Raw genomic sequence first — 26099 nt, forward strand, 5'->3', positions numbered from 1 at the left:
ACGCGGCGCCGGTTTCGTGCCCGCCGCCGACCGACCGGTCGAGCTACCGCTGTTCCGTGAACGCCCGACGGGATTCCTCGTGCAGGATCGCGAGCAGTTCCTCTTCCAGCGCGACGAATTCGGGGGCGGTGATCGTGGACAACTCGCGCGGGCGCGGCAGGTCGATGCGCAGTTCGTGGCGCACGGTGGCCGGGCGCGCCGACAGGACGATCACGCGGTCCGACAGGTATACCGCCTCACGGACATCGTGGGTGATCATCAGGACCATCCAGCGGTAGCGCTGCCAGACCTGCTGTAACCACGACTGCATCTCGGTGCGCGTCAGTGAGTCGAGCGCGCCGAAAGGTTCGTCGAGGAGCAGCAGTTCGCGTTCCTGGACGACGGTCCGCAGCAGTGCGGCCCGCTGGCGCATCCCACCCGACAATTGGGATGGGCGGGCGTCTTCGAAACCGGAAAGGCCGAATACCGGGAACAGTTCGCGGGCGCGGCGCCGGGCCTCCGTTTTCGGGACACCCTGGACACGCAAGCCGAGGATGGTGTTGTCGAGGATGGTCCGCCAGGGGAACAGCAGGTCCTTCTGCGGCATGTAGGCGCAGTGCGATGCGGTGTCCTCGCCGTCGGCCGCGCGGAAGCCGACGCTGCCGGAATCGGGGGATTCGAGTCCGGCCAGCATGTTGAACACGGTGCTCTTGCCGCAGCCGCTGGGGCCGATCACCGTGACGAACTCGCCCGATCGGACCGTGAACGACACCCCACCGAGCACCGCGAGCTCGGGGCTGCGCCGGCCCGGCTGCGGGAACGACTTGGTGAGCTGGTCGACGACGATCCGATCGCCTTCGGCGTCAGTCACGCCTGCTCCTGTTCTCCGTGCTCGCCCACGGCGCGACGAGGCGCTCGACCGCGAACGTCGTCAGGTAGAGCGCGATACTCAGCAGGGCGGTCACCACAATCGCGGCCAGCACCAGATCAGTGCGGAACGAATTCTTCTGCAGGCTCATGTAGATGCCGAGACCGACACTGGCGCCGACATATTCGGCGAACACGGCACCGACGACCGCGTAGGTGATCCCGATCCGCAACGAGGTGAAGAATCGTGGCAGCGCGGACGGCAGCCGCACATACCGGAACACCTGCACGCGGGAGGCGCCCATGCTGCGCAGCAGCGCGCCCGCGTCACGGTCGGCCGCGGCGAACCCTTCGATCAGGCCGATGGCCATCGGGAAGAAGGTGGCCAGCGCCACCACCAGGATCTTCGGCAACAGACCGAAGCCGAACCAGATGATCATCAACGGTGCGATCGCGACGATCGGCACGGTCTGCGACGCGACGAACAGCGGCACCAACGCACGCCGCAGCCACGGCGAGAAGTCCACGACCACCGCCAGCACCCACGCCAGACTCAGCGACACCGCGAACCCGACCAGCGTCACCTGCAAGGTGGCGGCCGCATGGGTACTGATCTCGTCCCGGTGTGCCCACCCCTGCTGGACGACTCGCAGCGGAGACGGCAGCACCTGCGGACGGACACCACTGCTCGTGACGTAGACCTGCCAGATCACGACGAGCACCGCCACCGTGACGAACGACGGTACCGCCCACCGGATCCCGGCCAAGCGAGCCGTCCCGCCGTCGTCGCCGCTGGGAACCCGCGGCGACGCGGCTACGGACAGCTCACCGGTCGGCGAGGTACTCATTGGTGAAATATGTCGACCAGTCGGGTTCGGTGGCCAGCGGCTTTCCGTCGGGGCCGGTCAGCAGACCGCCCCGGTACAGGAAGCCGGAATTCGCCGACCACTGCTGCGCGGTCTGGGTGCCCACCTTGCCCTCGGCGTCCTTCATGAACTGCGCGGCCAGCATGCGCTGGCTCTCGAAGACCAGCGCCTCGTCGTTGAACGCGCCTGGATTAGCAGTGATGAGATCCTGTGCCGCCGCGTCCGGGTTGTCGGCGGCGAACTGGTAGCCGCGCTGCAGTGCCTGCACGAATTTCGCGGCGCGGTCCGGGTTCTCGGCCAGCCAGCCCTCGTTGGCATCGATCACGATCGCGTAGGAATCCGGGAAACCGAAATCGGTGTATCGGAAGTACCGCATCGGGGTGCCGTGGTGTTCGGCCTCGATGCCTTCCCACGCCAGATAGGAGACGGTGAAGTCCGCCTTGCCGGAGTAGACCGCTTCGTAGGCCGACGAACCCAGCATCACCGAGGTGAAATCGCCGGTGCCACCATCGTTGCGGATGACCTGCTGGAGTGCTTCCTTCTCGCCCGGATCGCCGAAACCGGCGTAGGTCTTGCCGTCGAGGTCCTTCGGGCTCGCGAGGTCGGCGCGATCGGCACGCACGCCGATGCCCGTCGCCCAGTGCTGCAGTGGGGCGAGCACCGACTTGACCTGTGCCCCCGACGCGCGGGCGAAGGTCGACGAATTGTGGGTGCTGATCCCGAATTCCGCGTTTCCGGCGTCGATCATCGTGTCGACCGAGGTGTTGTTGTACGGCAGGACCTGCACATCCAGGCCGGCGTCGGCGAAGTAGCCGCGCTGCAACGCGACATAGAGCCCGGCGTGGTTGGTATTCGGCGTCCAGTCCAGCGCGAACCGGATGGTGTGATCAGAACTGCCGCCCGAACCGCACGCAGTGAGCAGCGACAGGGTCGCGACGATGGCTGCCATGACCGCGAGCGCGCGGCGCAGACGCCCGCTCATGCAGCAGGCCATGGCTGCGGATGCAGGGCGGTGTCCCAGAACATCAACTCGTAGCGCACGGCGAGGATGAAGGCCTTCTCCATCGCCGTCCGCTCCTGTTCGCCCGCCGACTCGGCGGCGGCGTCGACCAGCGCTCGAGCCGTCGCCGCGGACTGCTGGAATTCCTCGGCGCCGTAGGTGGTGACCCACTGGGCGTACGGATGGGCGGAATCGGCGGCGATCACCTTCGCGGCGCTCTCGGCCAGGTCGCGTCCCACCTCGGCGTAGATCCAGAAGCAGGGGAGCGCGGCCGCCGCGGCGACGGCGTAGGACTCGGTCGCGGCGGCGGCGATCAGGTAGGAGACATAGGCAAGGCAGGTCTGCGAATGTTCCGGCTCACCCTGCCGTGGCGGCAGCGCGCCACCGGTGAGCATCTGGTCGTGCATGGCCGACTCGACAGCGGCGGCGTTCGCGGCCGAGGTTGCCCAGAAGGCCGCGGTCTGCGGGTCCGGCGACTTCGCGGCGAGGATCGCCAGCGCCTTCGAGTATCCGGTGAGATACAGCGAATCCTGTTCGATGTAGGTGCGAAACACCTCGAGCGGCAGGGTGCCCTCGCCGAGGTGCCGCAGGAACTCCAAGTCGTCGATCGCACTGCGCAGGACTTTGGTCCGGTCCCAGAGGTGATCGGTGAACAGGCCGGTATTTGTGGTGTGGGCGTGCGACACCATGACATCCCTTCGTCAGCATTACCTGAGCAGGTTCAGCGGGTCTGTTCTCAGCCTCGCGGTCGCGAGACACCCCGTGTCAGAACTCGACCGACATTAGCAGCGACCACCGACACGCGGTCCACGCCCGGTTCTGGGCGAGACCGCGGTCACGGTGGTAGGTGTTCGTCCCCGGCCCGGCAACCGGTAACTTGCCTGCCAAGGAGTCCGTGCTTTTTGCACCCGTCGAATCCGCCGAACGAAGAGAGCTGATCAATGTCGACCTCTACCGCGCGTGCACACATCGGTGTCACCGGTCTGGCCGTGATGGGCAGCAATATCGCCCGCAACTTCGCCAAGCACGGTTACACCGTCGCGTTGCACAACCGCTCCGTGGCCAAGACCGACGCGCTGCTCGCCGAGCACGGCGGTGACGGCGATTTCGTCCGCACCGAGACCGTCGAGGAGTTCGTCGCGGCGCTGGAGAAGCCGCGGCGGGTGTTGATCATGGTCAAGGCGGGCGCGGCGACCGACACCGTCATCGAGGAGCTGGCCGCCGCGATGGAGCCGGGCGACATCATCATCGACGGCGGCAACGCGCTCTACACTGACACGATCCGCCGCGAGGCCGCCATGGCTGAACGTGGCCTCAACTTCGTCGGGGCGGGCATCTCGGGCGGCGAGGAGGGCGCGCTCAACGGTCCCGCGATCATGCCGGGCGGGCCGAAGGAGTCCTACGAGTCGCTCGGCCCGCTGCTGGAGTCGATCGCGGCGCAGGTCGACGGCACCCCGTGCTGCACCCACATCGGTCCCGACGGTTCCGGGCACTTCGTCAAGATGGTGCACAACGGCATCGAATACGCCGATATGCAGTTGATCGGCGAGGCCTACCACCTGTTCCGGGACGCGCTCGGTTTCGACGCCGGGCAGATCGCGGACGTGTTCACGCAGTGGAACTCCGGCGACCTGGAGAGCTACCTGGTCGAGATCACCGCGCAGGTGCTCGCCCAGGTCGACGCGAAGACCGGTAAGCCACTGGTAGACGTCATCGTCGACGCCGCCGAGCAGAAGGGCACCGGCCGCTGGACGGTCAAGTCCGCGCTCGATCTCGGTGTGCCGGTGACCGGAATCGCGGAGGCGGTCTTCGCCAGGGCACTGTCCGGGTCCCGTGCCCAGCGCAAAGCCGCCGTGGGTCTCGCGTCGGGCACCCTCGCCGACAAGCCCACCGATGTCGCACAGTTCACCGAGGACATCCGGCAGGCGCTGTACGCGTCCAAGGTCGTCGCCTACGCACAGGGCTTCGACCAGATCGCCGCGGGCAGCGCCGAATACGACTGGGATCTGCACCCCGGCGACCTGGCGACGATCTGGCGCGGCGGTTGCATCATCCGGGCGCGGTTCCTGAACCGGATCAAGGACGCCTACGAGCAGGACCCCGCGCTGCCGAGCCTGATCCTCGCACCGTATTTCCGCGAGGCGATCGAGACGGCGATCGACAGCTGGCGGCGCGTGGTGTCCACCGCCACCCTGCTCGGTATCCCGGTCCCGGCTTTCGCGTCGTCGCTGTCGTATTACGACGCACTGCGCGCTGAGCGCCTGCCTGCCGCACTGACCCAGGGCCAGCGCGATTTCTTCGGCGCGCACACCTACGAGCGCATCGACGCCGACGGCAAATTCCACACGCTGTGGAGCGGCGACCGCAGCGAGGTAGCCGCGGACTGAGAACGCGGAAATCCGGCGCCCGCAGGATCGGGCGCCGGATTCGGGTACTTCGCCGTCTGCGGAACACGAACGGGATCAGAAAGACGAGGGCGAGCGGAACGCCGAATCCCAGGCGCGCATGCGTCGTTCGCGCAAAACGGCCAGTTGTTCGCGCAGTTCGACGCCGCGACGCTGCCATGCCACCGCGGCGAGTTCCAGTCGTCGGCGAACGGTGACATCCATGCGGTGAAGTCACCGATACCGAACCCTGTCCCCAGATCACCCTTGGCCGTAGCTAACCGCGATCGATCGACTCCTCGGCCACGTTGCGGGCGTTGAGCTTTCGCCGTTGGCGCGAAACGGTTTCTCGTACAGTGGAACGAGGTATTCGTCGGGGGTGAGAGGGCCGAATATGTCGACGATGTTGTCGAAAGGACAGAACGGCCCGCTGACGGTCCACGATGTCGTGGTTACCGTGCAGATCGATGCGCCCGCGGAACTGTCGGCGCTCCTGGTCACCGACGCGGGCAAGGTCCGCTCGGACGCGGACTTCGTCTTCTACAACCAGCCGACGGGTCCCGGCGTTCGCCTGCAACCGACTTCAGCGGGGCGACCCTCGGGGTTGGCGGCGTCACTGGATCAGGTCCCGGCCGACGTCGCCCAGATCCGGGCGGTGATCACCCTCGATGACGCGCGCGCCACCTTCGGCCGGATCGCGGCACCGTCGGTGTCCATCGCCGACAGCGCGGGTAATCGGTTGTACGAGTATCGAATCGACGGTTTGACGAGCGAGTCCATCGTGATCGCGATAGAGCTCTATCGCCGCCAGGGCAGCTGGAAAGTGCGCGCGGTCGGAGCGGGGTACGCGGGTGGGTTCGCCGCCTTGGTCACCGATCACGGCATCACTGTCGACGACGCTGCGCCACCGGCCGTCGCTTCGAACCCGGCCTACCCCGCCACACCACCGCACCCGAGCTATCCACCGCCGCTTCCTTCGACTGCCGGTCACGCGTCACCCTCGACTGCGCCGTCACCGGCCTCGGCCGGTCAGGTCCGACTGTCGAAGGATCGACCCGTCAGCCTGGCGAAAGGGCAACGGGTCACCCTGCGCAAAGACGGCGGCGTCGCGTTGACCTTCATTCGCATGGGGTTGGGCTGGGACCCGATCAGGCGCGGCGGGCTGTTCGGGAGGCGTGCGATCGAGATCGACCTCGATGCCTGGGTGGCGATGTTCGCCGACCGGAACCTGGTCGACGTCGCCTACTACGGTCAGCTCGCGTCCAAGGACGGATCGATCCGGCACCAGGGCGACAACCTCACCGGCGAGGGTGAGGGCGACGACGAGGTGATCCTGGTCGACCTGACCCGCGTCCCGGCCCACGTCAGCACGTTGCTGTTCGTCGTAACCTCCTATCAGGGACACACTTTCGAGAAGATCGTCAACGCGTTCTGCCGTCTCGTCGACAACACCACCGACACCGAACTGGCCCGATACTCGCTGACCGGCGGGATGCGGTGCACCGCCATGGCGATGGCGAAGGTCTTCCGCGGCGACGGAGATTGGCAGCTGCAGGCCCTCGGTGAGGGCTTCCAGGCCAAGCACCCCGGCGAGGCGGTGCCCCTGCTGGGTCGATTCGTGACAAATGGCTGACCGTGTCAACCGCGAACGAGGTCGCGGTAGGTATCGAGGATGCGGCGGATCGAGGATGTCACCGGCATTTCATCATCGAGTGATGCCCAGACGTACCGGGCGTGCGCGGTGAGCTGGATGCGATCGGTTGTCGCCACGTCCACTGCGAAGTGCAAACGGCGAACCGGGCGGGCGTCAGGGGACAAGTAATCGAAATCCCCGACGTGATGGCGGATTCCGGTGACGACCAGCCCTGTTTCCTCGTACACCCCCCGGGCGACCGCGTCGGCGAGGGATTCCCGAGGCAGCACAGTGGCGCCGGGAAGCTTCAGGGTGGCTTTGATCGGGCCGCTGTCGCGGCGCTCCAGGAGTAGTACCTGTCCGTCACGATCGATGATCGCACCGACTCTGGGTGCGGTGCCGTCGATCTCGGCCCGCCGCGACATTTCCTCGAACTCCGCCTCGGATACCGTAGGACTCACCGATTCTCACTCCACACCGCTCGATACCGATCGCCGGACCAGATGAACACAGCCGGTTGTCAGAATACGCGCCGGGCACTTCTGGTGTGGCCAGATCGAGTGGTCAAGCGGCACAAGCGTTCCGAGGCTCACCGACATGGCCGATCTCGTGCGGCTGGTGGGCGTGCTGCCGCGCGCGTGCAGGCGATCAGGCCGCCACGGCCTCGGCGGCGCCGTTGAGACGGGCGTAGCGGCCGCCGTCGTCGAGCAGTGTCGTGTGGTCGCCCAGCTCCACGACCCGGCCGTGGTCGAGGACGGCGATCTGGTCGGCGTCGCGGATGGTGCTGAGCCGGTGCGCGATGGTGATGACCGTGCGGCCCTGGGCCACCACGTCGATGGCGGCCTGCACCGCGCGCTCGGTCTCGTTGTCGAGGGCGCTCGTCGCCTCGTCGAGTACCAGCACGCGCGGGTCGCGCAACAGGGTGCGGGCCAGGGCGATGCGTTGCTTCTCGCCGCCGGAGAACCGGTGACCGCGCGACCCGACCACGGTGTCGTAGCCCTGGGGGAGTGACGCGATCACCTCGTGGATCTGGGCGGCGCGGGCCGCGCGCTCGATCTCGGCGTCGGTGGCGCTGGGCGCGGCGTAGCGCAGGTTCTCGCGAATGGTCGTGTGCAGCAGGTAGGACTCCTGCGACACCACACCGACGATTCGCGCGAGGGTGCCCAATTCCAGATCGCGGACATCGACGCCGTCGATGCGCACCCGGCCGCCGGTCGCGTCGTGCAGTCGTGCGACGAGCGAGGCGAGAGTGGTCTTGCCGGAACCGGTCTCGCCGACGAGTGCGAGTGTCGACCCAGGCGGCACGACGAGCGAGACGCCATCGAGCACGTCGGGGCCCGTGGCGTCGTAGCGGAAGCTGACATCGTCGAATCGGACCTCGCCCACGACATCGCGCGGGTCGAGGTCGACCGGCTGGGCGGGCTCGTCGATCTCGACCGGAAGGTCGAGGTAACCGAAGATCCGGCTGAACAACGCCATCGAGCTGGTGACTTCGACACCCACGTTGAGCAACGCCATCAGCGGCCTGAAGAGTCCGGCCTGCAGCGTGGTGAAGGCGACCAGCGTGCCGATCGTCATGCCGCTGCTGGTCGCCGGAAGACCGGCGGCGAGGTAGAGCAGGGCGGGGATGGCCGCGAAAACGATGCTCATGGTGGCCATCCGCCAGCGGCCCGCGAGCTGTGCGCGCACTTCGAGGCCGACCAGGTCGTGCGAAGTCTCCTCGAAATGGGCGGAGGCGAGCGGCCCGGTACCGAGTGTTTTGCCCAATTGCACGCCGCTCACCGAAAGTCCCTCCTCGACTTGGCCGTGCAGGTCGGCGAGGTGACGTTGGCGCTGGGCGGTGATGTCGCGGCGCAGCAGAGCGACGCGTCGGGTCAGCCAGATCGCCGGCGGCAGCACCACCAGCGACAGCAGCGACAACCGCCACGACAGCACGGCCATCGCCACGGCGGTGCCGGCCACGGTGGTGACGTTGCTCGCGATGGAAGTCGCGGTGCTGGTGACCACGGACTGCATGCCGCCGACGTCGTTGATCAGGCGGGACTGGACCTCGCCGCCACGAGTGCGGGTGAAGAACGCCAGCGACTGCCGCTGCAGGTGGCGGAACACGTCCGCGCGCAGGACGTGCATGACCTGCTGCCCGACGGTGGTGGAGACGAGTGTCTGGCCGACACCGAGGACGGCGGTGAGCACGGTGACGGCGAGCATGCCGCCCACGGCCCAGAGCAGGAGCGAGACGTTCTGGTGCGGCAGCGCGTCATCGATCACCAGGCGCAGCAGGAACGGCGAGGCGAGGCTGATCGTCGAACCCGCCACGATGAAGACGCTCAGCAGGGTGAGCTGAAGGCGGTACGGGCCGAAGAGCGCCGCGATCCGGCGCAGGGAAACGGGCGACTCACGCAATTGTGCGCGGTCGGCCGGGTCGGCGCGGCGGGTGCGGCCGCCGACGGAGTCTTGGTTCTTCATGTGCAACCCCCTTGGGTTGTGCTGTTATGCTGAGGTTACCTCACTATCCGGTAGTGAAAACAAGTCGAGAGGCGCGTTTATGCCCGACAACGAGAGCGACCTCCTGATGCAGGTGGCCAGGACACTCCGTCGGCGCTGGTCAGCGGCGTACGCGCCGATCGGGCTGACCCCGCACCAGGCTCGTGCGCTTCGGGTGGCAGGCGAGCACGACGGTCTCCGGCTGTCGGCCATCGCCGACGCGTTGCGGATCAGCGCCCGGTCGGCCACGGAAGTGGTGGACGCGCTCGAGGAGGCCGACCTGGTGACGCGGCGGCCCGACCCCACCGACCGCCGCGCGATTCTCGTGACGGTCACCGCGCGGGGCATGCGGACACTCGAGACTCTGACCGCCGCCCGGACGAAGGACGCCGACGAGTTCTTCGGACGACTCACCGACCATGAGCGCGCCGCCTTGCAGGCCATCCTCAGCAAGCTCGTCCCCGAAGCGGGCGGGTAGTGCGCCACGGCGCTCGCCGATTTCCGCTCCTGACCTCGAGCTACGTCGTTCCTTTGCCGAGCTCGGTGCTGACGGTTGCCGAGCTCGGTGCTGACGGACTCCTGATAGGTGTCGGCGTAGGTCCGTGAGTGTTTCACGAGGTCGTCGCAGAAGGCCGCGACATCATCGCCGATGAGTTCGATGACTCCGGTGCCGTTCGCGGCTCCTTCCTCGAAGAAGTCGAGAATCCCCGGCAGTAGACCTCCTTCGGTCAGTTCGACCGGCCCGACCTTGAAATTGCGCGGCGGCCCGACTTCGGAAGGTCGTTTCGAAACATTACCAATCCGTTCTTCTCCAGCCGCAGCAGAATGGTGTACAAGTCCCTTTGATGACATCCGCGAAACCGAGTTCGTTCAGCCGGCGCGTGATGGCGTAGCCGTATGTCTCCGCTCCGTCGATGATCTCGAGGACGCAGCCTTCGAGCGTTCCTTTCAGCATTTCCGTCAAGTTGTCCGTGGCAACTCCTTTCGACTGCAGGAGCATTACTGAGTGCTACTGAGACAGCAGGACGCCAGCGCTAGGTCGCGATCGAGTCGGCGGGCAGCCGGACCAGGCCGAGGCGATCGCAGCGCCGGATCAGCGGTGCGAGGATCCGATCGGCCTCGGCCGTGCGGTCTCCCCGGCGCAATGCGCTGCCGAGCAGGAACCCGGCGCGCAGTGCGGCCAGCGGCCTGCGCTGCGCGTCTGTTCCGGCGACCGACTTCTCGGCGCGCTCGATCGCCGCCCGGTGCCGATCCGTCGCCAGCAGCAACCGGATCGCGGAGTCCTCGTCGAATTCATCGATGGCGGTGGCTATTCCGTCGCCGCGCCGGATCGTGCGCGTGCGCGTCAATTCCGCTATCGCGAGGGGATCGAGTTCGACGCCGAGACGCACCCGCTCGTTGCGGATCCGGGCGGCCAGACGTGGCAGGTCAAGGCGTTCGGCGTGGGACATGCCCTCGTCGAGGAGTTCCAGCGCGCCGTCGCGGTCGCCGCGCAGGGCGCGTACCCGCGCGCCGGTCGCGTAGGTGGCCAGCATGAAGTCCACCCCGCCGCCGCCTTCGGCGGAGAGCTCCCTGCTCTGCGCCAATAGATCCGCCGCTGTCTCGAAATCGCCTGTCTCATAGCGTAATTCGCCCAGTAGCGCGCACGCGAGGCGAGTCGCGTGGGCGGCGGCGCCCATGGTGGTGCGTGCGGTATCGAGTGCGGTCGTGAACAGGTCGTCGGCGCCGGTGATGTCGAGCTGTTCGCGGGCGGCCACCCCCGCGAAACAGCGCCCGTACACCGACAGGAACGGGCCGGTCGCCTCGTGATACGGCGCCGCCCACAGCTGCCACCGGCGCGCCTCGTCGAAATCGAAGCGCTGGATCGCCGCGAAGGTGGCGATATTGGCCGCCACCCCGGGGATGCGCGGGGAGAAGACCTCGGGCCGGGCCAGCGCGTCACCGATCAGCCCGTCCAGCTCCGATACCCGGTCGGCGAACATCTCCCCGACGCTGATCGCCACATCGGCTTCCGCGCGCAGATCGGTGCGTTCGGGCTCGGCGGGTGGGGCCGCGGCCAGCGCGGTCTCGAAGCGGGCGAGGGAGGACGCGGTGGCCGCGGGTCTGCGCAGCACCAGGTTGACCCAGACGCCGAACAGCTGGATCCGGGGTCTGGCCCGGCAGACCCCGGCGGGCAGTTTCACCAGAATGCCTTGCAGCATCACCATTCTCGATCGCTCCAGCAGGTAACCGGCGCCCTGTTCGACGAGATCGGCCGCGTGGCCGGGATCGTGGGCGGCCAGTGCGTGTTCGACCGCGTCATTGAGCAGGTGATGGTGCGCGAACCAGTCGGCGGCCCGCAGCCGCAGCCCCGCGATCTCGGCGGGGCGGTTGTGGGCGAGCCGATGGCACAGGTATCCGGCGAACAACTGGTGGTAGCGGTACCAGTCGTGGTCGGGGCCCGCGGGCAGCAGGAACAGTCCGCGGTCGGCGATGTCGGCGAGGAGGTCGGTGGCATCGGCGCGGCCGGTCAGGGCGGTGGCCAGCCCGCCGCAGATCCGCTCGCAGATCGAGGTCGTCATGAGGAAATCGAGGGTGTCCGGATCCAGTGCGCTGAGCACGTTCTCGGCCAGGAACGCGCCGATGTCGGGGTGCGCGGCGAGGCTGTCGAGCAGATGTGCCGGGTCCTCGCCGGCGCGCAGCGACAGCACCGTGAGCTGCAGTGCCGCGACCCAGCCGTCGGTGGCGCGGGCCAGCGCGGCCACCTCGCCGGCGGCCAGGTGCACACCGCCCGCTTCGGCGAGGAACGCGTGGACTTCGTCGGCATTGAAACGCAGTGTCGCGGCGTCGATTTCGGTGAGTTCACCGTGGATGCGCAACCTGCTCAAGGGCAGGTCGAGCCGCGTGGTGCTCGTGACGACGAGGGGCAGATGGTGGCAGCCGTGTTCGAGCAGGAACCGGACGACGGCTACCGAGGCGGGGGCGGTGACCCGTTGCCAGTCGTCGAGGATCAGCGTCACCCGCTGGTCGCTGGTGTGCAGGCCGTCGATCAAGGCGGTGAGCACGGCGCGGGTCGGGTCGTCGGCCTCCAGCAGCCGATCGAGGTTGTCGGCGAGCGTGGGGACGGCGGGTCGGATCGCCTCGGCGAGGTGGTCGAGGAACCAGGCGACGTTGTCGTCGTCCTCGTCGACGGTCAGCCACGCGACCGCGGCGCCGTGCTCGACCAGCTCGTCGTGCCACTGGGCGGCCACCGTGGTCTTGCCGAATCCGCTGGGCGCGTTGATGGCGGTGAGCCGGGTGCGTTCGGTGGTGCGCAGGTGCTCGAGCAGGCGTTTTCTGGCGAGGGTTGCCCGCGCCGGGGTCGGTGGGCGGTATTTCGTGGCGGGTGTGGGTGGTGCGGTGGTGCGTTCGCGGGCCCGCGCGGTCGGTGCGATCGGCACCGCGATCGGGCGCTGGGTGTCGGGGACTCGCAGGACGTCGACCGGGCTGCCGGTACTGTGCTGGGCCGCAACCAGTTCCGCGCCGAGCGCGGCGGCGCTGTTCGGCCGGTCGGCGGGTTCGGTCGCCATCGCGTGCTCGATGACGGCCCTGACCTCGTCAGGCACATCGTGGTCGGTGAGACCGGGCCCCGGTTGCGCGGAGACCCGCAGGAACTGCGACAGCACCTGCTCGCCCACGCGCCGCTCGTAGGCGACATGGCCGGTGAGCGCGCAGAACAGGGTGGCGCCGAGGCCGTACACGTCGGCGGCGGCGGTGGCCTGCGCGCCGCGCAGTACTTCCGGCGCGGCGAAAGCGGGGGAGCCGGTGACTATTCCGGTGGTCGTGTGGAACCCGCCGTGGATTCGGGCGATGCCGAAATCGGTGAGTTCGGGTTCGTTGTAGTCGCTGAGCAGGATGTTGGACGGTTTCACGTCGCGATGCAGGATGTCGGCCCGGTGCGCGGTCTCGAGCGCGCCCGCCATCTTCACGCCGAGGCGCAGTGTCGCCGTCCAGTCCAGCGGGCCGACGGTGTGGATGCGTTGTTCCAGCGAGCCACGCGCGTGATAGGGCATCACCAGGTAGGGGTGACCGCCGTGGGTGGTGCCCGCTTGGAAGACCGCGACGATGTGGGGGTGGCCGGAGAGTCTGCCCATCGCCTGCTGTTCGCGCACGAAGCGTTGCAGGCCGTCGGGGTCGAGCTCGGCGGTCAGCACCTTCACGGCGACGACACGGTCGAGATCGGGCTGGGCGCAGCGGTAGACCACGCCGAAACCGCCGCGCCCGATCTCCTCGGCGTCCTCGAAGCCCTCGGCGGTCAGTTCCGCCGCGACCCCGGTGGCCGAGTTGCGTTGCGTCGGCGAGTTGTCGGCCATCTCGGCTCGATTCGGTGCGGCCCGGTGGCGGTGCGCTGGTGCGCCCGCCCACTACCGAGGATAGCCCCGGAACTGACCGTGTTCGACGACGTCAGACGCGTTTCGGCCGGCGAAGCGGCTCAGGCGCGACGGTGGGGCGGGTCGACGAAGATGTCGTATTCCAGATCGCCCGCGCCGCCGTAGGGCGAGAGATCGGTAATGCCTTCGGCGCGAAGCACATCCACGTCGAGGAAGGTGTTTCCGGTGACCGCCCGCGCGTCCTTGCGCAAGATCGCCACGGCGGCATCGGCCATGATCTGCGGGGTCCGGGCCTTGGCGATCGCGTCGTCGCCGCCGAGCAGGTTCTGTACCGCGGCGGTGGCGATCAGGGTCTCGGGCCACAGGCAGTTGCCCGCGACGCCGTGTTCGGCGTATTCGCCGGCCCAGCCCAGTGTCAGCAGCGACATCCCGTATTTGGCGAGCATGTAGGCGGGGTGGGCGCCGAGCCACTCGGGTGCCATGTTGAGCGGCGGTGACAGGCTCAGGATGTGGGCGTTGTCGCTGCGGCGCAGGTGCGGCAGGCAGGCGCTGGAGAGCAGGTAGGTGCCGCGCAGCTGGATCTGTTGCATCAGGTCGAATCGCTTGATCGGCAGTTCCTCGGTGGGGGCGAGGGCGATCGCCGAAGCGTTGTTCACGCAGTAGTCGATGCCACCGAATCGCTCGACGGCGCGAGCAACGGCGTCGGCGACCGAAGTCTCGTCGCGCACGTCGCCGACCACGGCGAGTGCCTGCCCGCCCGCGGCCTCGATCTCGGCGGCGGCGGTGTGGATGGTGCCCGGCAGCCGGGGGTCGGGAGTATCGGTCTTGGCGAGCAGCACGATGTTGGCGCCTTCGCGGGCGGCGGCGACGGCGATCGCCAGCCCGATGCCGCGGCTGCCGCCCGACATGATCATGGTGCGTCCGGCCAGTGGGAACGAGGTGGTGGTCATGCCTCGCGACGTTACAGTTTTCTGACAGTCGCGGCAATAGTGAAATATGTAGACTCGTTGTCGTGAAATCCGCTGCTCCCGGCTTCGACGCGCAGGTCCGGCCGGTGTCGGCCCGTTCGGCGGTGGTCCGGATTCTGATCGCGGCCGAGTCACCGACGATGACCTCGAGCGAGATCTGCGCCGCCACCACCGCTGTCGGGTATCCGGAAACGACGGTGCGGGTCGCGGTGTCGCGAATGATGGCCGCGGGCGAGCTGGTTCGCGAACACCGCGCCTATACGCTCGATCCCGCGTTGCGCGCGCGTCGGACGGAGCTCGCCGCACCGCCCGTTCGCCCCTGGGACGGGGACTGGGAGCAGGTCGTCGTCACTGCCGCGGGCCGTCCGTCGGCCGAGCGCGCGGCCCTGCGCGCCAGGCTGCTCTCGCTTCGCCTGGCTGAACTCCGCGAAGGGGTCTGGTTGCGCCCGGCCAACCTCGTCCGCGCCCTGCCTGCCGACCTCGCCGCCGCCACCCTCCGGTTCCGGCTGCGCCCCGTCGAGGACCCCACCGGCCTCGCCGCCGCGCTGTGGCCGCTGGCGGACTGGACGGCGCGCGCCCACGCCCTGCTCGACGCGATCGAAAACCCTGACCCGGCAGCGAAATTCGCCGCCGTATCCGCGGCGCTGGACCTGCTCACCACCGACCCCGCGCTGCCCGCGGTGTTGCTGCCCGACAACTGGCCGGTCGAGGACCTTCGGGCAGCGACGTCGACCTACCTCACCTGGCTCCGGCGACTCGGCCGACAGGTCGACACCTGATCGGCGAACAGGGGCGTCAGCGCTACCTCGGAATAGACGGTGAGTCCGTGCTCTCGTCTGGTCAATGCGACGGCGCGCGGTGCCAAGAACATCCCCCAACTCGTCTTCGGCCCCGAAAAACCCTGCGGCCCTACGACACCGGGCTCCCCGGCCACTGCCTCTGCTCAGCGGCGACCCCACCCGGCCCCGGCGCCCACGGCATGTGCGGCGCCAACGCGGCCGAACGAGCACTGCGACAGCAGCACTGAGGGATCAGCGAGCGGCGCCCGGTGACGATGCCATCTCGTGCGCGCCCACGAGGCGGCATCCCGGCGAACTCAGCCGGTCGATCCTGCGGAGGCGGTGAGCTCGGCCACGATCTTGGCGATGCGGTTCGCACGGGTCTCGGGACGCTTGGCCGTGATGACGGACTGCACGCGTTCGCGTTGCTTGCTGTAGGAGAGCGCGGCGAACGTTGCCGCCGAGCCGGGGTGGTGCGCCAGTGCCTTGGCGAGATCGTCGGGAACCTCGATCGTGCGTTCTTCGCGATCGAGTTCGACGGTGACGTCTGTCGTTTCTCCGGCGCTGACACCCGCGGCGGCCCGGTTCGACGCGTTGAGCGGCAGCATGAACTCACCGTCGTAGACGGCCACCGTGCTGCGGAAGGTGTGGGGCCCGATGGTCACGACAACCTTTGGTCGTTTCCCTTGACCGAGCGCTTCGACGACATCCGCGGGTACCCGGAAACCGGTGGCGGTCTTGCCGCCGAGTTCGATCTGCGTGGTGAACTGATGTGTCGTCATCGCTGGCCTCCGGATCTCCTCCTGCGACGGCATGTCGGGTGCAGATGATTCCGCTGTTTTCATCGTAGGTGCCAGGGTGGCGAACTCGGCCTGATCAGGTCGACAGTCGGGTGGTCAGGTCGTCGATGTAGGTGCGGAAGAGTGCGGCCATGTCGACATGCTCGGGGTCGAGGAGCCATTGCAGTTGCAGGCCGTCCATCATGGCGGAGATCTGGCGGGCGACGGCCCGGGTGTCGAGGTCGGGACGGAAGGTTCCGTCCGTGACGCCGCCGTCGAGGGCGCCGGCCAAATAGTTTTCCAGGATTCGATAGCGATCGACCACCCAGGCGCGGGCGGGGTGGTCGCTGGTGACCGCTTCGCTGGTGACGACGGTGAAGAGCTGGACAAGGCCGGGGACGTGCATGTTGTGCTCGACCAGCTGGACCAGTTGCTGCAACGCGTCCTTGCCGCGCAGTTGCCGGTTCATGCCGAGTCGGTCGTAGTCGAGTCGATCGCGGTACTCCAGGACCGCGGCGAGCAGGGCCGCCTTGTTCGGGAAGTAGTGCAGCAGGCCGGTCTGGGAGAGTCCGCAGCGCGTCGCGATCTCGGCGATCGAGGAATTGTGATAGCCGTTGTCGGCGAAGCTGGCGAGCGCCTGGTCGATGATCTGCTCGCGGCGGTCCGCGCCCCGTCTTCGGCGTTGCGGCGTCATGAAGAGCGAGAGTAGTCCGCCCGCCGGACCGGCAAAATTCCGTCAGATAACAAACAGATAACTCTACCGAGTGACCACTCGGTAGGCTGGCTGTTCACTGGCACACTCGTGCCAGCCGTACAGGGACGGTGTCTCCGGTATCGGTCAGGCGCCGAACGAGGATGTCTCCGCAGGTAACGGCCGATTTGGTGGACTTCTGAAAAGGGTTGGCATGACCGACAACATCGACGACCTCCTGTCCGAGCTGGACCTGGAGGCCAAGATCCGGCTCATCTCCGGAGCCGACATCTTCCGTTTCGCCGGCGACGAGAGCATCGGTCTGGCCGAGATGCCCGTCTCCGACGGCCCCTCAGGTGTGCGCGGCGAGACGTGGGACGAGCGTGACCCCTCGGTGAGCCTGCCGTCGGGCTCGGCGCTGGCCGCCACCTGGGATCGCGACCTGATCGCCGAGATCGGCGGGCTCATCGCCGCCGAAGCGCGCCGCAAGAACGTCTACGCGGTGCTCGGCCCGACCATCAACCTGCACCGATCCCCGCTCGGCGGACGGCATTTCGAATGCTTCGCCGAAGATCCGATGCTCACCGGTGAGATGGCCGCCGCCTATGTGGCCGGCGTCCAGGCGCACGGCGTCAGCGCCTGTCCGAAGCACTACGTGGCCAACGACTCCGAAACCGAGCGCTTCACCGCCGATGTGATCGTCGACGACCGCACCCTGCGCGAGCTGTACCTGTACCCGTTCGAGCGGTCGGTGGAGGCGGGCGCGTGGATGATCATGGACGGCTACAACTCCGTCAACGGTGTCACCATGACCGAAAACCCGCTGCTGGACGAGCCGTTGAAAGGCGAGTGGGGCTTCGACGGCGTGGTGGTCTCGGACTGGACCGCCGTGCGCTCCACCGAAGGCGCCGCCAAGGGCACCGACCTGGCCATGCCCGGCCCGTGGGAACTCTGGGCCGCCCCGCTGCTCGAGACGGTCCGCGCCGGTGCGGTGCCCGAGTCCGCCATCGACGAAAAGGTCCGTCGCATCCTGCGATTCGCCCAGCGCGTGGGTGCGCTGCACGGAACCCCGCACCAGCCACCGGCTTTCACCGAGGAGACCGCGCGTCGGCGCGTGCGCGACGCCGCCGCCAAGGCCATGGTGCTCGCCACCAATGACGGTGTGCTGCCGCTCGGCGCGCCCGCCCGGGTCGCCCTCCTCGGCGCGGCCGCCGCGCAGCCCCGCTTCGGTGGCGGTGGCAGTGCGACAGTCGTTCCCTCGCATACGACTTCGCCGCTGCAAGGCCTGCGGGAGGTGCTGCCGGTGGTGTACACGCCGGGCGTTCACCTCAACGAGAACATGATCCCGGTGCCGCTGGATCTGGTCACCGACCCCGAGACCGGCACGCCGGGCGTGCACCTGCGCTACCTCGACGGTGAGACCGTCCTGGAATCCGAACACCGCACCGCGGGCAATCTGATGCTCTTCGGTACCCCGTTCGCGATGCGGGCCAAGTCCTTTCAGCTTCATGGTCGGCTGCGCGCCGATGTGGCGGGGGAGTGGCGGATCGGCTACGCCGGCGTCGGCACGCTGCGTTTGGCACTCGACGGTGCCACCGTGCTCAGCGAGACCGTCTTCCCCGAGGGCGGCGATCCCGTCGAGATGCTGCTGAACCCGCCGCAGCGCTGGGTCACCCGCACCCTCGCCGAGGGTGAGGAGATCGATGTGCTGATCGAACTGGCGCCCGCCCTCGACAAGGGCCTGCCCGCCATGGGCATCACCTTCGGCGTCGGCCGCCCGCGCCGCTCCGCCGACGAAGAGTTCGCCGCCGCAGTGGAATTGGCGCGCACGGCCGAGATCGCCGTGGTGGTGGTCGGCACCACCGAAGCGATCGAATCCGAGGGCTACGACCGCAAGGATCTGTCGCTGCCCGGTCGCCAGAACGAGCTGGTGTCGGCGGTCGCCGCGGTGAACCCGCGCACGATCGTGGTCGTCAATTCGGGTGCGCCGGTGGAGATGCCGTGGCGTGACGAGGTCGCCGCCGTTCTGCTCTCGTGGTTTCCTGGCCAGGAATTCGGCGATGCGCTCGCCGATGTGCTCACCGGTGCGACCGAACCCGGCGGCCGGCTGCCCACCACCTGGCCCAAGGTCATGGCCGACGTGCCGGTCCTGGACACCAAGCCCGCCGCCGACAACGCCCTGCCCTACCCCGAGGGCATTCATATCGGCTACCGCGCCTGGCTGAAATCCGGTGTGGCCCCGGCCTATCCGTTCGGTCACGGCCTCGGCTACACCAGCTGGGAACTGGTGGATCTGGCCGTGCGCGGTCGCACCGCCACCGTCACTGTCCGCAATATCGGCGAGCGCTCGGGCCGTCAGGTGGTGCAGGCGTATCTGTCCCGCGAGGACAGCGCCGTGGACCGCCCGGTGCGGTGGCTCGCGGGCTTCGCCGTGGTCGAGGCCGGGGCGGGCGAAACCGTCACCGCCACGATCGCCTTGCCGCAGCGCTCCTTCGAACACTGGACCGAACAGGGCTGGGCCGTCGAACCGGGCCCGTTCACCCTGCACGTCGGCACCTCGGTATCCGCACTCCCGCTCACCGCCGAAGTCCGCTGATCGCTGCGTCGTCTCCGCTGAGGCCCCTCGTCATCCCGGCCGCGACCTTCCCGGGATGACGAGGACGCGGGGCGCCGAACACCTCGCGAGTCTGAACCGGGTGCGCTCTGTCGGCGCGTAGATTCGGCAGTGCTGCTGATCGTGAGTGTTCCTCGACGAAGGGATCGCTGTCATGAGCAAGTCGCCCCGGCATCGCCGATACCGGAGAGCAGGTGCGGTGCTCACGGTCGTGCTCGCCATCGCCGCGGGCGGCTGCACCGCGGAGGAGAAATCCACCGGCTCGCAGTCCTCGCCGGTCGAGAGCCCCGAAGCGGCGAAGATCACCGACATCGTTCGCGGCAAGATGACCGAACTCGACCTCAGTTCCGCGGTCTACGGCGCATGGCGGGGCGAGGAGCAGATCGCCCTCGGCGCGCTGGGCGGATCACCTCTCGGTGTGCCCGCGACAGCGGATATGCGCGTGCGGGTCGGCCAGCCCATGGAGCCCATGCTGTCCACGGTCCTGTGGCGGCTCGACGGACAGGGCGTGCTGAAACTCGACGAACCCATCGCCCGCTGGCTGCCCGACTTTCCCCGCGCGGACAAGATCACCCCGCGGATGCTCGCCGACAGCACCTCCGGGATCTCCGACTATGTGACCGAACCGGAGTTCCTGAAGATCTTCGGCGAGAACCCGATCCGCGAATGGACCGCACCGCAACTTCTCGAACGCGCCAACGCCCGCCCGCCCCTGTTCGAGCCGGGCACCGACTTCGGCTACGCCCACAGCGACCTGGTCGTCCTCGGCGAAGTCCTCCAGAAGGCAGCGGGCAAGCCCCTGGGCGAGCTGATCGCCGAACACATCACCGAGCCACTGGGCATGCACGACAGCGAAGTAGTGCTCGACCCGCAGATCGACGAACCGGTCCTGCACGGCTACACCAACGAACGAAACTTCTTCGAAGACTCCACTTTCTGGAACCCCACCGCCTTCCTGCACAGCGGCAACATGAACTCCACCGTCGCCGACGTCGGCCGCTGGGTCCGCGCCCTCGGCACCGGCGAACGACTCACCCCCGACCAGTTCCAGCAGATGATGGGCCCGTCCACCGCGGGCCTCGGCCCCTTCACCACCGAGAAATACTTCGCCTTCGGCGTGGTCCACCTCGCCGACTGGCTGTACATGAACCCGTCCTACGGCGGCTACGACGGCGTCGCGTTCTACGACACGAAAACGAAGACGACCGTCGTCGTCTACGCCACCCTCGGCCCCACCTCCGACTCCGACCAGAACAACGCCGTCAGCATCGGCACAGAAATCGCCACCCTCCTGGCCCCCGACCGCCCACCGGCGGTTCCCTGAAGATGCGGTTCAGATCGGGCCGTTGCGCCACGAATGGTCGTCGCCCGCCCACGTCTTCTTTGTCGTTCCGGCGGACGTGCCCGCGTCCGCTCGGCCGCTGCCAGTTCTCCGCGCCACCGTCGACAGCGCCGCAGGGTCAGCTCGTGGCGGCGGGGGGTGGGGTGTCGACGCCGAGGCCCTTCTCGGCTGCCGCGGTGCGGATCGCGTCCACGACGAGCAGCAACGCGGCACGCCGCGCTGTATTGGTGCGATAGGCCAGCGACACCGTCCGGGTGAGGGCGTCGCCGAGCGCGACGACGTCGACGCCCGGCGGTCGCAGGGCCAGACCCAGGTCCGACACCAGCGTCACACCGAGCCCGGCCGCCGTCATCGCCATCGCGGTCGCCTGCTCCTCCACCTCGTGGTCGATCCGTGGCACGATCCCGACGGACTGGAACGCCAACCGCGCCGCCTGCCCGAAATGCGACCGGGCGGGGGACAGGATCCACGGGTGCTCGGCCAGTTCGGCGAGTGTCACATCGCCGCGCGGCACCGCGCCGGCGGGGACGGCGGCGTAGAGGCGCTCGACCGCGATCACCGTGCGCTCGAGCCCCCCGTCCCACGGCATCGGATAGTTCGAGTAATCGAGGACGAACGACAGATCGAGCGCACCGTCACGGACCGCGGCCGCCGTCGCCTCCGGCGCGAGTTCGCGCGTGCGCACCAGGATGCCCGGATGGGTGCGGGCGAGGGTGGTGAGCGCGTCGGGGAGCAGGCCCGAGGCCACCGACGCCCACACTCCCGCGGTGATCTTCGCCGTGAGCGACTCGCCCGCCCCTTCCAGGGCCTGGGTCGCGCGCTCGACCGAGGCGAGGATTTCCTCGGCGTGCTCGGCGAGCACGACCCCCAGGTCGGTGAGCTGCACCCGCCGCCCCCGCCGTTCGATCAGCCGGGTGCCGGTATCGCGCTCCAGTTGGGCGAGCTGCTGGGACACCGCCGACGCGGTGTAGTGCAGGGCGGCCGCGGCCGCGGTGATCGTGCCGCGCCGATGCAGCTCACGCAACATGCGCAGGCGGGTCAACGACAGATCCATGACACGACCCTATGCGCTGTGCAGCAACAGTGAACACCGCCGTGAACGAACTGTAAATAGACGCGGTGGCAGGTGGGACCGCACGCTGGACTACACCGGGCGCGCGTGATCGGCCGGGACGACGTGGTCCGGAACGGCGCTCGGTGAATTCGGTGTCGACGGCGAGAACGACGAGTAGGTGGTGCGCTATGACGATGATCCAGAACCCTGGTGATACCCCGCAGGTGACCGCGCAAACCCTTCCGCCGATTCCGCGAGCCGTCGCCCCCGCACCCGCCACCCGCCGCAGCGAGCCGTATCTGCGCCTGCTGTGGACGGATTCGGTGACCGGCGCGGTCGGCTACCTGGTCGTGCATACCCTGCGCGGCGGCCTGGCCACCGGCGGCACCCGGATGCGGGCAGGCTGCACCCTGAGCGAGGTCGAGGATCTCGCCCGCGGCATGGCCGACAAGACCGCCACCTTCGACCTGCCGGTCGGCGGCGCCAAGGGCGGGATCGACTTCGACCCCAAGGACCCACGCGCGGTCGAGGTGCTGGAGCGATTCTGCGAGGCCATGCGCCCGTGGATCGACCAGCACTGGGTGACCGCGGAGGACCTCGGTGTTCCGCAGCATCTGATCGACGAGGTCTTCGACAAGCTCGGCCTCGGGCAGAGCTACCACGCCGCGATCCGTCGCGCCGACGACCCGGCCGCGACCCTGGTGCGGGTCCGCAACGGGCTGAACGCCGCGGTCGAGGGCGGATTCCTGCTCGGCGACGTGATCGGTGGGTACGGGGTGGCGCACGCCTGTCTCGCCGCCGCGGTCTGGTGGGGCCGGGCACCCGCCGCGACGACCGTCGCGATCCAGGGTGTCGGCACCATGGGTGGGGCGGCGGCCTACTACCTGTACGAGGCGGGGATGAAGGTCACCACCGTGGCCGATGCGGCGGGAACGCTGTATTGTGCTGGCGGACTGGATATTCCGGCACTGCTCGACCTGCGCGACGGCTACGGCGAGATCGACCGCACCCGGCTGCCCGACGGCATCGAGCAGCTGCCGCGCACCGCGGTGATCGCCGCCGACGTCGATATCCTTGTCCCGGCGGCGATCTCGTACGCGATTACCCCCGACAACTCCTACGACGTCCGGGCCAGGATCGTCGTCGAGGCCGCGAACGCGGCGACCACGCCGGAGGCCGAGGCGATGCTGGCCGCGCGCGGTATCCCGGTACTGCCGGACTTCGTCGCGAACGCCGGGGCCGTGGCCTGGGCGTGGTGGCTGCTGCTCGGCCAGGTCGACGACATCCCCGACACTTCGTTCGACCGCCTCCGCACCATCATGCACACCAAGGTCACCCAATTGCTGGCGGCGTGGACCGACCACGGCGTCACCCCGCGCGACACGGGCCACCGCTGGGCCGACGACCCGGCCCCGATCGCGGGTCCGGTCGTCATCTCCTGATCGCGGTCGACTGCGGGGCAGCGGCACCGGTTGCCCGGATTCATCATGTCGACAACGGAATTCGGTCCCATCGAAACCGGTAGGTCAGTCGAACGAATCGCCACCCAGATACCGTCGCGGCGAGGTGCCGACCGTTCGCCGGAACGCCGCGAGAAACGCACTGGCCGTGGCATATCCGACGGTGTGCGCGACGCGGAAGACGGGCTGGCCGTCGGCGAGCAGTGGCAGCGAGGCCTGGATTCGCGCGTGGGTGCGCCAGCGGTCGAAGCTCATCCCGGTGTCCTGTACGAACAACCGGGTGAGCGTGCGGCGGCTCACGCCGATGGTCCGGGCATGAGCTTCCAGGCTGCGTTGATCGGCCGGGTTGTCCAGTAGGGCATCGGCGACCGCGCGTACTCGTTCGTCGACGGGGCGCGGCACGTCGATCGGTGTCGCGGGCAGCGGTTGCAGCAGGTCGAGGACTACCGCCTCGGCGCGCAGCCGCTGATCGTCGGCCAAGTTCTGCTGGGCGAGATGGACGATCAGGTGCGCCAGCAGACCGTCGACCCGGACCGGGGTGGGCTCGGCCCAGGCAACGTCGCAGCGGTCCGGTTCGAAATAGAGACTGTGTAGAACGGCATCGCGGCTTGCGCCGGTCTTGTGTACGACACCCGCGGGCAGCCACAGCGCGCGAGTCGGTGGCACGATCCAATGTGCTTGTCCCACAGCGATACCGAGCACACCGCTGCGGGTCCAGGCCAGCTGGTGCTGCGGGTGGTAGTGCTCGTTAGTCCACTGCCCGGCGGTGAGCGGAAAGCTGCCGACCACAATTGTGCCGACGCCGGGTGGCGCGGGTTCGAAGGCGGGTGCGGGCATGTCCCGAGTCTATGTCCTCAATGCGCTATCTCTTGGCCTGGTGACGGATAGCGGCCATCGGTGCTCGTTGCCTACCGTCGGTGCATGACTTCGATTTCTACGGCGGATCCAGGTACGGCTCGCCGTCGCACGGTGCTGATCGTGCTCTGTCTCGTCCAGTTCATGCTGAATCTGGACGACAATGTGGTCAGCGTGGCGCTGCCCACCGTGCGGGCCGATCTCGGATTCACCACCGCCGGCCTCGCGTGGGTCGTGAACGGCTACATCCTCGCGTTCGGCGGGTTCCTGCTGTTGTTCGGCCGGGTCGCTGACCTGCTCGGCAGGCGCCGGGTATTTCTCGGCGGCGTAGCGCTTTTCGGTGTGGCGAGTGTGTTGTGCGGACTCGCGCAGGAACCGTGGCAGTTGGTTGCGGGACGATTCGTGCAAGGAACAGGTGCGGCGATGGCGAGTCCGGCCGCGCTGGCGCTGCTCACCCTGCTCTATCCGAGTGCACGCGAACGCGCTGCGGCGATCGGCATCTGGGGTGCGACAGCCGCGGTGGGTGCCACCTCGGGACTGGTGATCTCCGGCGCGCTGACGGGGTTCGCCTCGTGGCGGTGGGTCTTCCTGATCAATGTTCCGGTGGTTGTCCTGGCCTTGGTGTTGCTGCCACGGCTGGTCGGGGAAAGCCGGAGTGGACCTCGCGTGCGGGTCGATATCGCCGGGGCGGCGCTCATCACCGGCGCGCCGGTTCTGCTGGTCTATGGTCTGCTGCGGGCGTCCGAAACTGGTTGGGGTGAAGTCGGTTCCACGATGGCGATGGTCGGTGCCGCACTGCTGGCGGTCGTGTTCGTGATCGTGGAGCGGCGCACCGGCGAACCGCTGGTCCCGTTGTCGTTTCTGGCCTTTCGGCCACGTGCGGTGGCCAATGGGGCGACGCTGCTGTTCTCCGCAGCGTTCTACGCCATGGCTTTCCTGTTGATGTTGCAGCTCCAGACCGTGCTCGGCTACCGACCTTTCACCGCGGGTCTGGCGTATCTGCCTTTCGGGGCGGGGATCCTGGTCGGGATGTGGCTGTCGTCGCGGGCTGTACACCGGCTCGGTATTCGTGCCGCGTTGATAATCGGATTGCTGATCAGCGCGGCTGGTCTGTTGCTGATGTCGGGCATCGACGGCCATGACGGGTACGTCTTCGGGGTGCTGCCCGCATTGCTCGTCACCAGCCTCGGCTGCGGGATGAGCCTGCCCGCCCTGACAGTCACCGCACTCACCGGCACCACCGAGGACAATGCGGGGATCGGCTCCGCTGTCCTCAGTTCGGTCCAGCAACTGGGCGGCGCACTGGGCTTGGCGATCCTGGTGACGCTCGCGACGCGACGCGGTGACATCGAAGGGTTTTCCTACGCACTCACCATTGCCGCCGCCATTGTGGGGCTCGCCGCGGCGCTGATCGCCGCGATGCTTCGCGCCCGTCCTCGCGAAGAATTCAGCGTTCGCACGGGTGGTTGAAAACCCTTCATAGCACCTAGAACGCGTTCTAGAATTACGGAATGGATCTCATCGCTGTCGAGGAAATCAAGCGCCTCAAATACCGCTACTTCCGCACGCTGGACCTCAAGCAATGGGACGAATTCGGCGACTGCCTTGCCGAAGACATCCAGGCTCGGTACGGCACCCAGGCGATGAAAGAGCCACTGCATTACGACAGCCGCGACGACGTCGTGACATTCATGTCCGAGAATCTCGGACCGGGAATTATCACCGTGCACATCGCCAACCACCCGGAGATCGACGTGGACGGTACGGTGGCACGCGGCTCGTGGGCTTTCGAGGACACGGTGATCGTGCCGGACTACGGCATGCGAATCCAGGGCGGCGGCTACTACTTCGACGAATACCGCAGGGACTCCGACGGGAAGTGGCGGATCGCGAGCACCGGGTACGAGCGCATCTACGAGGAGCGGACCTCGTTGAAGGACACGCCGAGCTTCACGCTGCTCGCGAATCGCTGGGACCCGGACCTGCGGCACTGAG

Annotated in this window: 22 protein-coding genes, 2 pseudogenes and 1 riboswitch; of the genes and pseudogenes, 10 read left to right on the plus strand and 14 right to left on the minus strand. The window is 68.1% G+C overall.

All coding sequences use genetic code 11. The features are described from left to right. Positions 1-43 precede the first annotated feature (43 nt). The 4 genes from ACQHI0_RS08190 to ACQHI0_RS08205 all read right to left on the minus strand — a co-directional run bounded on the left by ACQHI0_RS08190 (position 44) and on the right by ACQHI0_RS08205 (position 3401). Positions 44-850 (minus strand): ABC transporter ATP-binding protein, encoded by an 807-nt coding sequence (locus ACQHI0_RS08190; protein ID WP_427907323.1) that lies wholly within the window; start codon positions 848-850, stop codon positions 44-46. Continuing rightward, positions 843-1694, minus strand: a complete 852-nt coding sequence (locus tag ACQHI0_RS08195) for an ABC transporter permease (RefSeq protein ID WP_427907324.1) — start codon at positions 1692-1694, stop codon at positions 843-845. Before ACQHI0_RS08195 ends, ACQHI0_RS08190 begins: the two co-directional genes overlap by 8 nt. Beyond that, positions 1672-2694, minus strand: a complete 1023-nt coding sequence (locus ACQHI0_RS08200; RefSeq protein WP_427907325.1) for an ABC transporter substrate-binding protein — start codon at positions 2692-2694, stop codon at positions 1672-1674. The genes ACQHI0_RS08195 and ACQHI0_RS08200 overlap by 23 nt, the downstream gene beginning before the upstream one ends. Beyond that, complete coding sequence (locus tag ACQHI0_RS08205; protein WP_427907326.1) at positions 2691-3401, minus strand: TenA family protein; 711 nt, start codon at positions 3399-3401, stop codon at positions 2691-2693. The genes ACQHI0_RS08200 and ACQHI0_RS08205 overlap by 4 nt, the downstream gene beginning before the upstream one ends. Next, positions 3389-3485, minus strand: a riboswitch (TPP riboswitch). It overlaps the preceding gene by 13 nt. Positions 3486-3653: 168 nt before the next feature. On the opposite strand from ACQHI0_RS08205, the gene gndA reads away from it, so the two are divergent. Then, positions 3654-5099, plus strand: a complete 1446-nt coding sequence (gene gndA / locus ACQHI0_RS08210) for an NADP-dependent phosphogluconate dehydrogenase (RefSeq protein WP_427907327.1) — start codon at positions 3654-3656, stop codon at positions 5097-5099. A gap of 75 nt (positions 5100-5174) precedes the next feature. On the opposite strand, the gene ACQHI0_RS08215 is transcribed toward gndA, so the two are convergent. After that, entirely contained in the window at positions 5175-5321 is a 147-nt protein-coding gene (locus ACQHI0_RS08215) for a hypothetical protein (protein ID WP_427907328.1), read from the minus strand. Positions 5322-5490: 169 nt separating this feature from the next. Here ACQHI0_RS08215 and ACQHI0_RS08220 point away from each other — a divergent pair, with 169 nt between their 5' ends. Then, entirely contained in the window at positions 5491-6729 is a 1239-nt protein-coding gene (locus ACQHI0_RS08220; protein ID WP_427907329.1) for a TerD family protein, read from the plus strand. A 5-nt stretch (positions 6730-6734) separates the two neighbouring features. Here the strand turns inward: ACQHI0_RS08220 and ACQHI0_RS08225 are convergent, their stop codons facing one another. Next, entirely contained in the window at positions 6735-7190 is a 456-nt protein-coding gene (locus ACQHI0_RS08225; protein WP_427907330.1) for an NUDIX hydrolase, read from the minus strand. A gap of 187 nt (positions 7191-7377) precedes the next feature. Next, positions 7378-9195, minus strand: a complete 1818-nt coding sequence (locus ACQHI0_RS08230) for an ABC transporter ATP-binding protein (RefSeq protein ID WP_427907331.1) — start codon at positions 9193-9195, stop codon at positions 7378-7380. A gap of 79 nt (positions 9196-9274) precedes the next feature. Between ACQHI0_RS08230 and ACQHI0_RS08235 the strand changes: the two genes are divergently transcribed. Next, a complete protein-coding gene (locus ACQHI0_RS08235; RefSeq protein WP_427907332.1) occupies positions 9275-9691 on the plus strand; it encodes a MarR family winged helix-turn-helix transcriptional regulator in 417 nt (138 codons plus the stop codon). A 143-nt stretch (positions 9692-9834) separates the two neighbouring features. On the opposite strand, the pseudogene ACQHI0_RS08240 reads toward ACQHI0_RS08235, so the two are convergent. The 3 genes and pseudogenes from ACQHI0_RS08240 to ACQHI0_RS08250 form a co-directional block, all read right to left on the minus strand. Beyond that, positions 9835-10065 (minus strand): annotated as a pseudogene (locus ACQHI0_RS08240) (DUF1048 domain-containing protein); the annotation flags it as partial. A gap of 182 nt (positions 10066-10247) precedes the next feature. Continuing rightward, positions 10248-13544: a protein kinase domain-containing protein gene (locus ACQHI0_RS08245; RefSeq protein WP_427907333.1), complete on the minus strand. Its 3297-nt coding sequence runs from the start codon at positions 13542-13544 to the stop codon at positions 10248-10250. Positions 13545-13663: 119 nt separating this feature from the next. After that, on the minus strand, positions 13664-14512 hold the full coding sequence (locus tag ACQHI0_RS08250; protein WP_427907334.1) for an SDR family oxidoreductase: 849 nt from the start codon (positions 14510-14512) through the stop codon (positions 13664-13666). Between the two features lie 62 nt (positions 14513-14574). On the opposite strand from ACQHI0_RS08250, the gene ACQHI0_RS08255 reads away from it, so the two are divergent. After that, positions 14575-15309 (plus strand): PaaX family transcriptional regulator C-terminal domain-containing protein, encoded by a 735-nt coding sequence (locus tag ACQHI0_RS08255; protein ID WP_427907335.1) that lies wholly within the window; start codon positions 14575-14577, stop codon positions 15307-15309. 78 nt (positions 15310-15387) lie between these two features. Beyond that, positions 15388-15557: pseudogene (locus ACQHI0_RS08260) on the plus strand (FAD-dependent oxidoreductase); the annotation flags it as partial. Positions 15558-15626: 69 nt separating this feature from the next. On the opposite strand, the gene ACQHI0_RS08265 reads toward ACQHI0_RS08260, so the two are convergent. Both ACQHI0_RS08265 and ACQHI0_RS08270 read right to left on the minus strand, forming a co-directional pair. Continuing rightward, positions 15627-16091 (minus strand): YdeI/OmpD-associated family protein, encoded by a 465-nt coding sequence (locus ACQHI0_RS08265; protein ID WP_427907336.1) that lies wholly within the window; start codon positions 16089-16091, stop codon positions 15627-15629. 94 nt (positions 16092-16185) lie between these two features. Beyond that, positions 16186-16782 (minus strand): TetR/AcrR family transcriptional regulator, encoded by a 597-nt coding sequence (locus tag ACQHI0_RS08270; RefSeq protein ID WP_427907337.1) that lies wholly within the window; start codon positions 16780-16782, stop codon positions 16186-16188. A gap of 211 nt (positions 16783-16993) precedes the next feature. On the opposite strand from ACQHI0_RS08270, the gene ACQHI0_RS08275 reads away from it, so the two are divergent. Beyond that, positions 16994-19375, plus strand: coding sequence for a beta-glucosidase family protein (locus tag ACQHI0_RS08275; protein WP_427907338.1), 2382 nt, complete (start codon positions 16994-16996; stop codon positions 19373-19375). 172 nt (positions 19376-19547) lie between these two features. Beyond that, the gene (locus ACQHI0_RS08280; RefSeq protein WP_427907339.1) at positions 19548-20717 is read left to right on the plus strand and encodes a serine hydrolase domain-containing protein; all 1170 of its coding nucleotides are present in this window, start codon (positions 19548-19550) and stop codon (positions 20715-20717) included. 136 nt (positions 20718-20853) lie between these two features. Here ACQHI0_RS08280 and ACQHI0_RS08285 read toward each other — a convergent pair whose 3' ends face one another. Beyond that, the gene (locus ACQHI0_RS08285) at positions 20854-21789 is read right to left on the minus strand and encodes a LysR substrate-binding domain-containing protein (RefSeq protein WP_427907340.1); all 936 of its coding nucleotides are present in this window, start codon (positions 21787-21789) and stop codon (positions 20854-20856) included. Between the two features lie 188 nt (positions 21790-21977). Here ACQHI0_RS08285 and ACQHI0_RS08290 point away from each other — a divergent pair, with 188 nt between their 5' ends. Then, positions 21978-23231, plus strand: coding sequence for a Glu/Leu/Phe/Val dehydrogenase dimerization domain-containing protein (locus ACQHI0_RS08290; protein WP_427907341.1), 1254 nt, complete (start codon positions 21978-21980; stop codon positions 23229-23231). Between the two features lie 84 nt (positions 23232-23315). Here the strand turns inward: ACQHI0_RS08290 and ACQHI0_RS08295 are convergent, their stop codons facing one another. Next, positions 23316-24086 (minus strand): AraC family transcriptional regulator, encoded by a 771-nt coding sequence (locus ACQHI0_RS08295; protein ID WP_427907342.1) that lies wholly within the window; start codon positions 24084-24086, stop codon positions 23316-23318. 84 nt (positions 24087-24170) lie between these two features. Between ACQHI0_RS08295 and ACQHI0_RS08300 the strand changes: the two genes are divergently transcribed. Further along, the gene (locus ACQHI0_RS08300; protein WP_427907343.1) at positions 24171-25574 is read left to right on the plus strand and encodes an MFS transporter; all 1404 of its coding nucleotides are present in this window, start codon (positions 24171-24173) and stop codon (positions 25572-25574) included. A gap of 41 nt (positions 25575-25615) precedes the next feature. Beyond that, on the plus strand, positions 25616-26098 hold the full coding sequence (locus ACQHI0_RS08305; RefSeq protein ID WP_427907344.1) for a nuclear transport factor 2 family protein: 483 nt from the start codon (positions 25616-25618) through the stop codon (positions 26096-26098). The last annotated feature ends 1 nt before the right edge of the window (position 26099 follow it).

This window comes from Nocardia sp. FBN12 (genome assembly GCF_050320175.1).
Lineage (GTDB): Bacteria > Actinomycetota > Actinomycetes > Mycobacteriales > Mycobacteriaceae > Nocardia.

What these genes read in the sequence shown, in the direction of transcription:
- ACQHI0_RS08195 (WP_427907324.1), bottom strand. Translation starts at nt 1,694, where the DNA reads ATGAGTACCTCGCCGACCGGTGAGCTGTCCGTAGCCGCGTCGCCGCGG.
- ACQHI0_RS08200 (WP_427907325.1), bottom strand. Translation starts at nt 2,694, where the DNA reads ATGAGCGGGCGTCTGCGCCGCGCGCTCGCGGTCATGGCAGCCATCGTC.
- ACQHI0_RS08205 (WP_427907326.1), bottom strand. Translation starts at nt 3,401, where the DNA reads ATGGTGTCGCACGCCCACACCACAAATACCGGCCTGTTCACCGATCAC.
- gndA (WP_427907327.1), top strand. Translation starts at nt 3,654, where the DNA reads ATGTCGACCTCTACCGCGCGTGCACACATCGGTGTCACCGGTCTGGCC.
- ACQHI0_RS08215 (WP_427907328.1), bottom strand. Translation starts at nt 5,321, where the DNA reads ATGGATGTCACCGTTCGCCGACGACTGGAACTCGCCGCGGTGGCATGG.
- ACQHI0_RS08220 (WP_427907329.1), top strand. Translation starts at nt 5,491, where the DNA reads ATGTCGACGATGTTGTCGAAAGGACAGAACGGCCCGCTGACGGTCCAC.
- ACQHI0_RS08230 (WP_427907331.1), bottom strand. Translation starts at nt 9,195, where the DNA reads ATGAAGAACCAAGACTCCGTCGGCGGCCGCACCCGCCGCGCCGACCCG.
- ACQHI0_RS08235 (WP_427907332.1), top strand. Translation starts at nt 9,275, where the DNA reads ATGCCCGACAACGAGAGCGACCTCCTGATGCAGGTGGCCAGGACACTC.
- ACQHI0_RS08245 (WP_427907333.1), bottom strand. Translation starts at nt 13,544, where the DNA reads ATGGCCGACAACTCGCCGACGCAACGCAACTCGGCCACCGGGGTCGCG.
- ACQHI0_RS08250 (WP_427907334.1), bottom strand. Translation starts at nt 14,512, where the DNA reads ATGACCACCACCTCGTTCCCACTGGCCGGACGCACCATGATCATGTCG.
- ACQHI0_RS08265 (WP_427907336.1), bottom strand. Translation starts at nt 16,091, where the DNA reads ATGACGACACATCAGTTCACCACGCAGATCGAACTCGGCGGCAAGACC.
- ACQHI0_RS08270 (WP_427907337.1), bottom strand. Translation starts at nt 16,782, where the DNA reads ATGACGCCGCAACGCCGAAGACGGGGCGCGGACCGCCGCGAGCAGATC.
- ACQHI0_RS08275 (WP_427907338.1), top strand. Translation starts at nt 16,994, where the DNA reads ATGACCGACAACATCGACGACCTCCTGTCCGAGCTGGACCTGGAGGCC.
- ACQHI0_RS08280 (WP_427907339.1), top strand. Translation starts at nt 19,548, where the DNA reads ATGAGCAAGTCGCCCCGGCATCGCCGATACCGGAGAGCAGGTGCGGTG.
- ACQHI0_RS08285 (WP_427907340.1), bottom strand. Translation starts at nt 21,789, where the DNA reads ATGGATCTGTCGTTGACCCGCCTGCGCATGTTGCGTGAGCTGCATCGG.
- ACQHI0_RS08290 (WP_427907341.1), top strand. Translation starts at nt 21,978, where the DNA reads ATGACGATGATCCAGAACCCTGGTGATACCCCGCAGGTGACCGCGCAA.
- ACQHI0_RS08295 (WP_427907342.1), bottom strand. Translation starts at nt 24,086, where the DNA reads ATGCCCGCACCCGCCTTCGAACCCGCGCCACCCGGCGTCGGCACAATT.
- ACQHI0_RS08300 (WP_427907343.1), top strand. Translation starts at nt 24,171, where the DNA reads ATGACTTCGATTTCTACGGCGGATCCAGGTACGGCTCGCCGTCGCACG.
- ACQHI0_RS08305 (WP_427907344.1), top strand. Translation starts at nt 25,616, where the DNA reads ATGGATCTCATCGCTGTCGAGGAAATCAAGCGCCTCAAATACCGCTAC.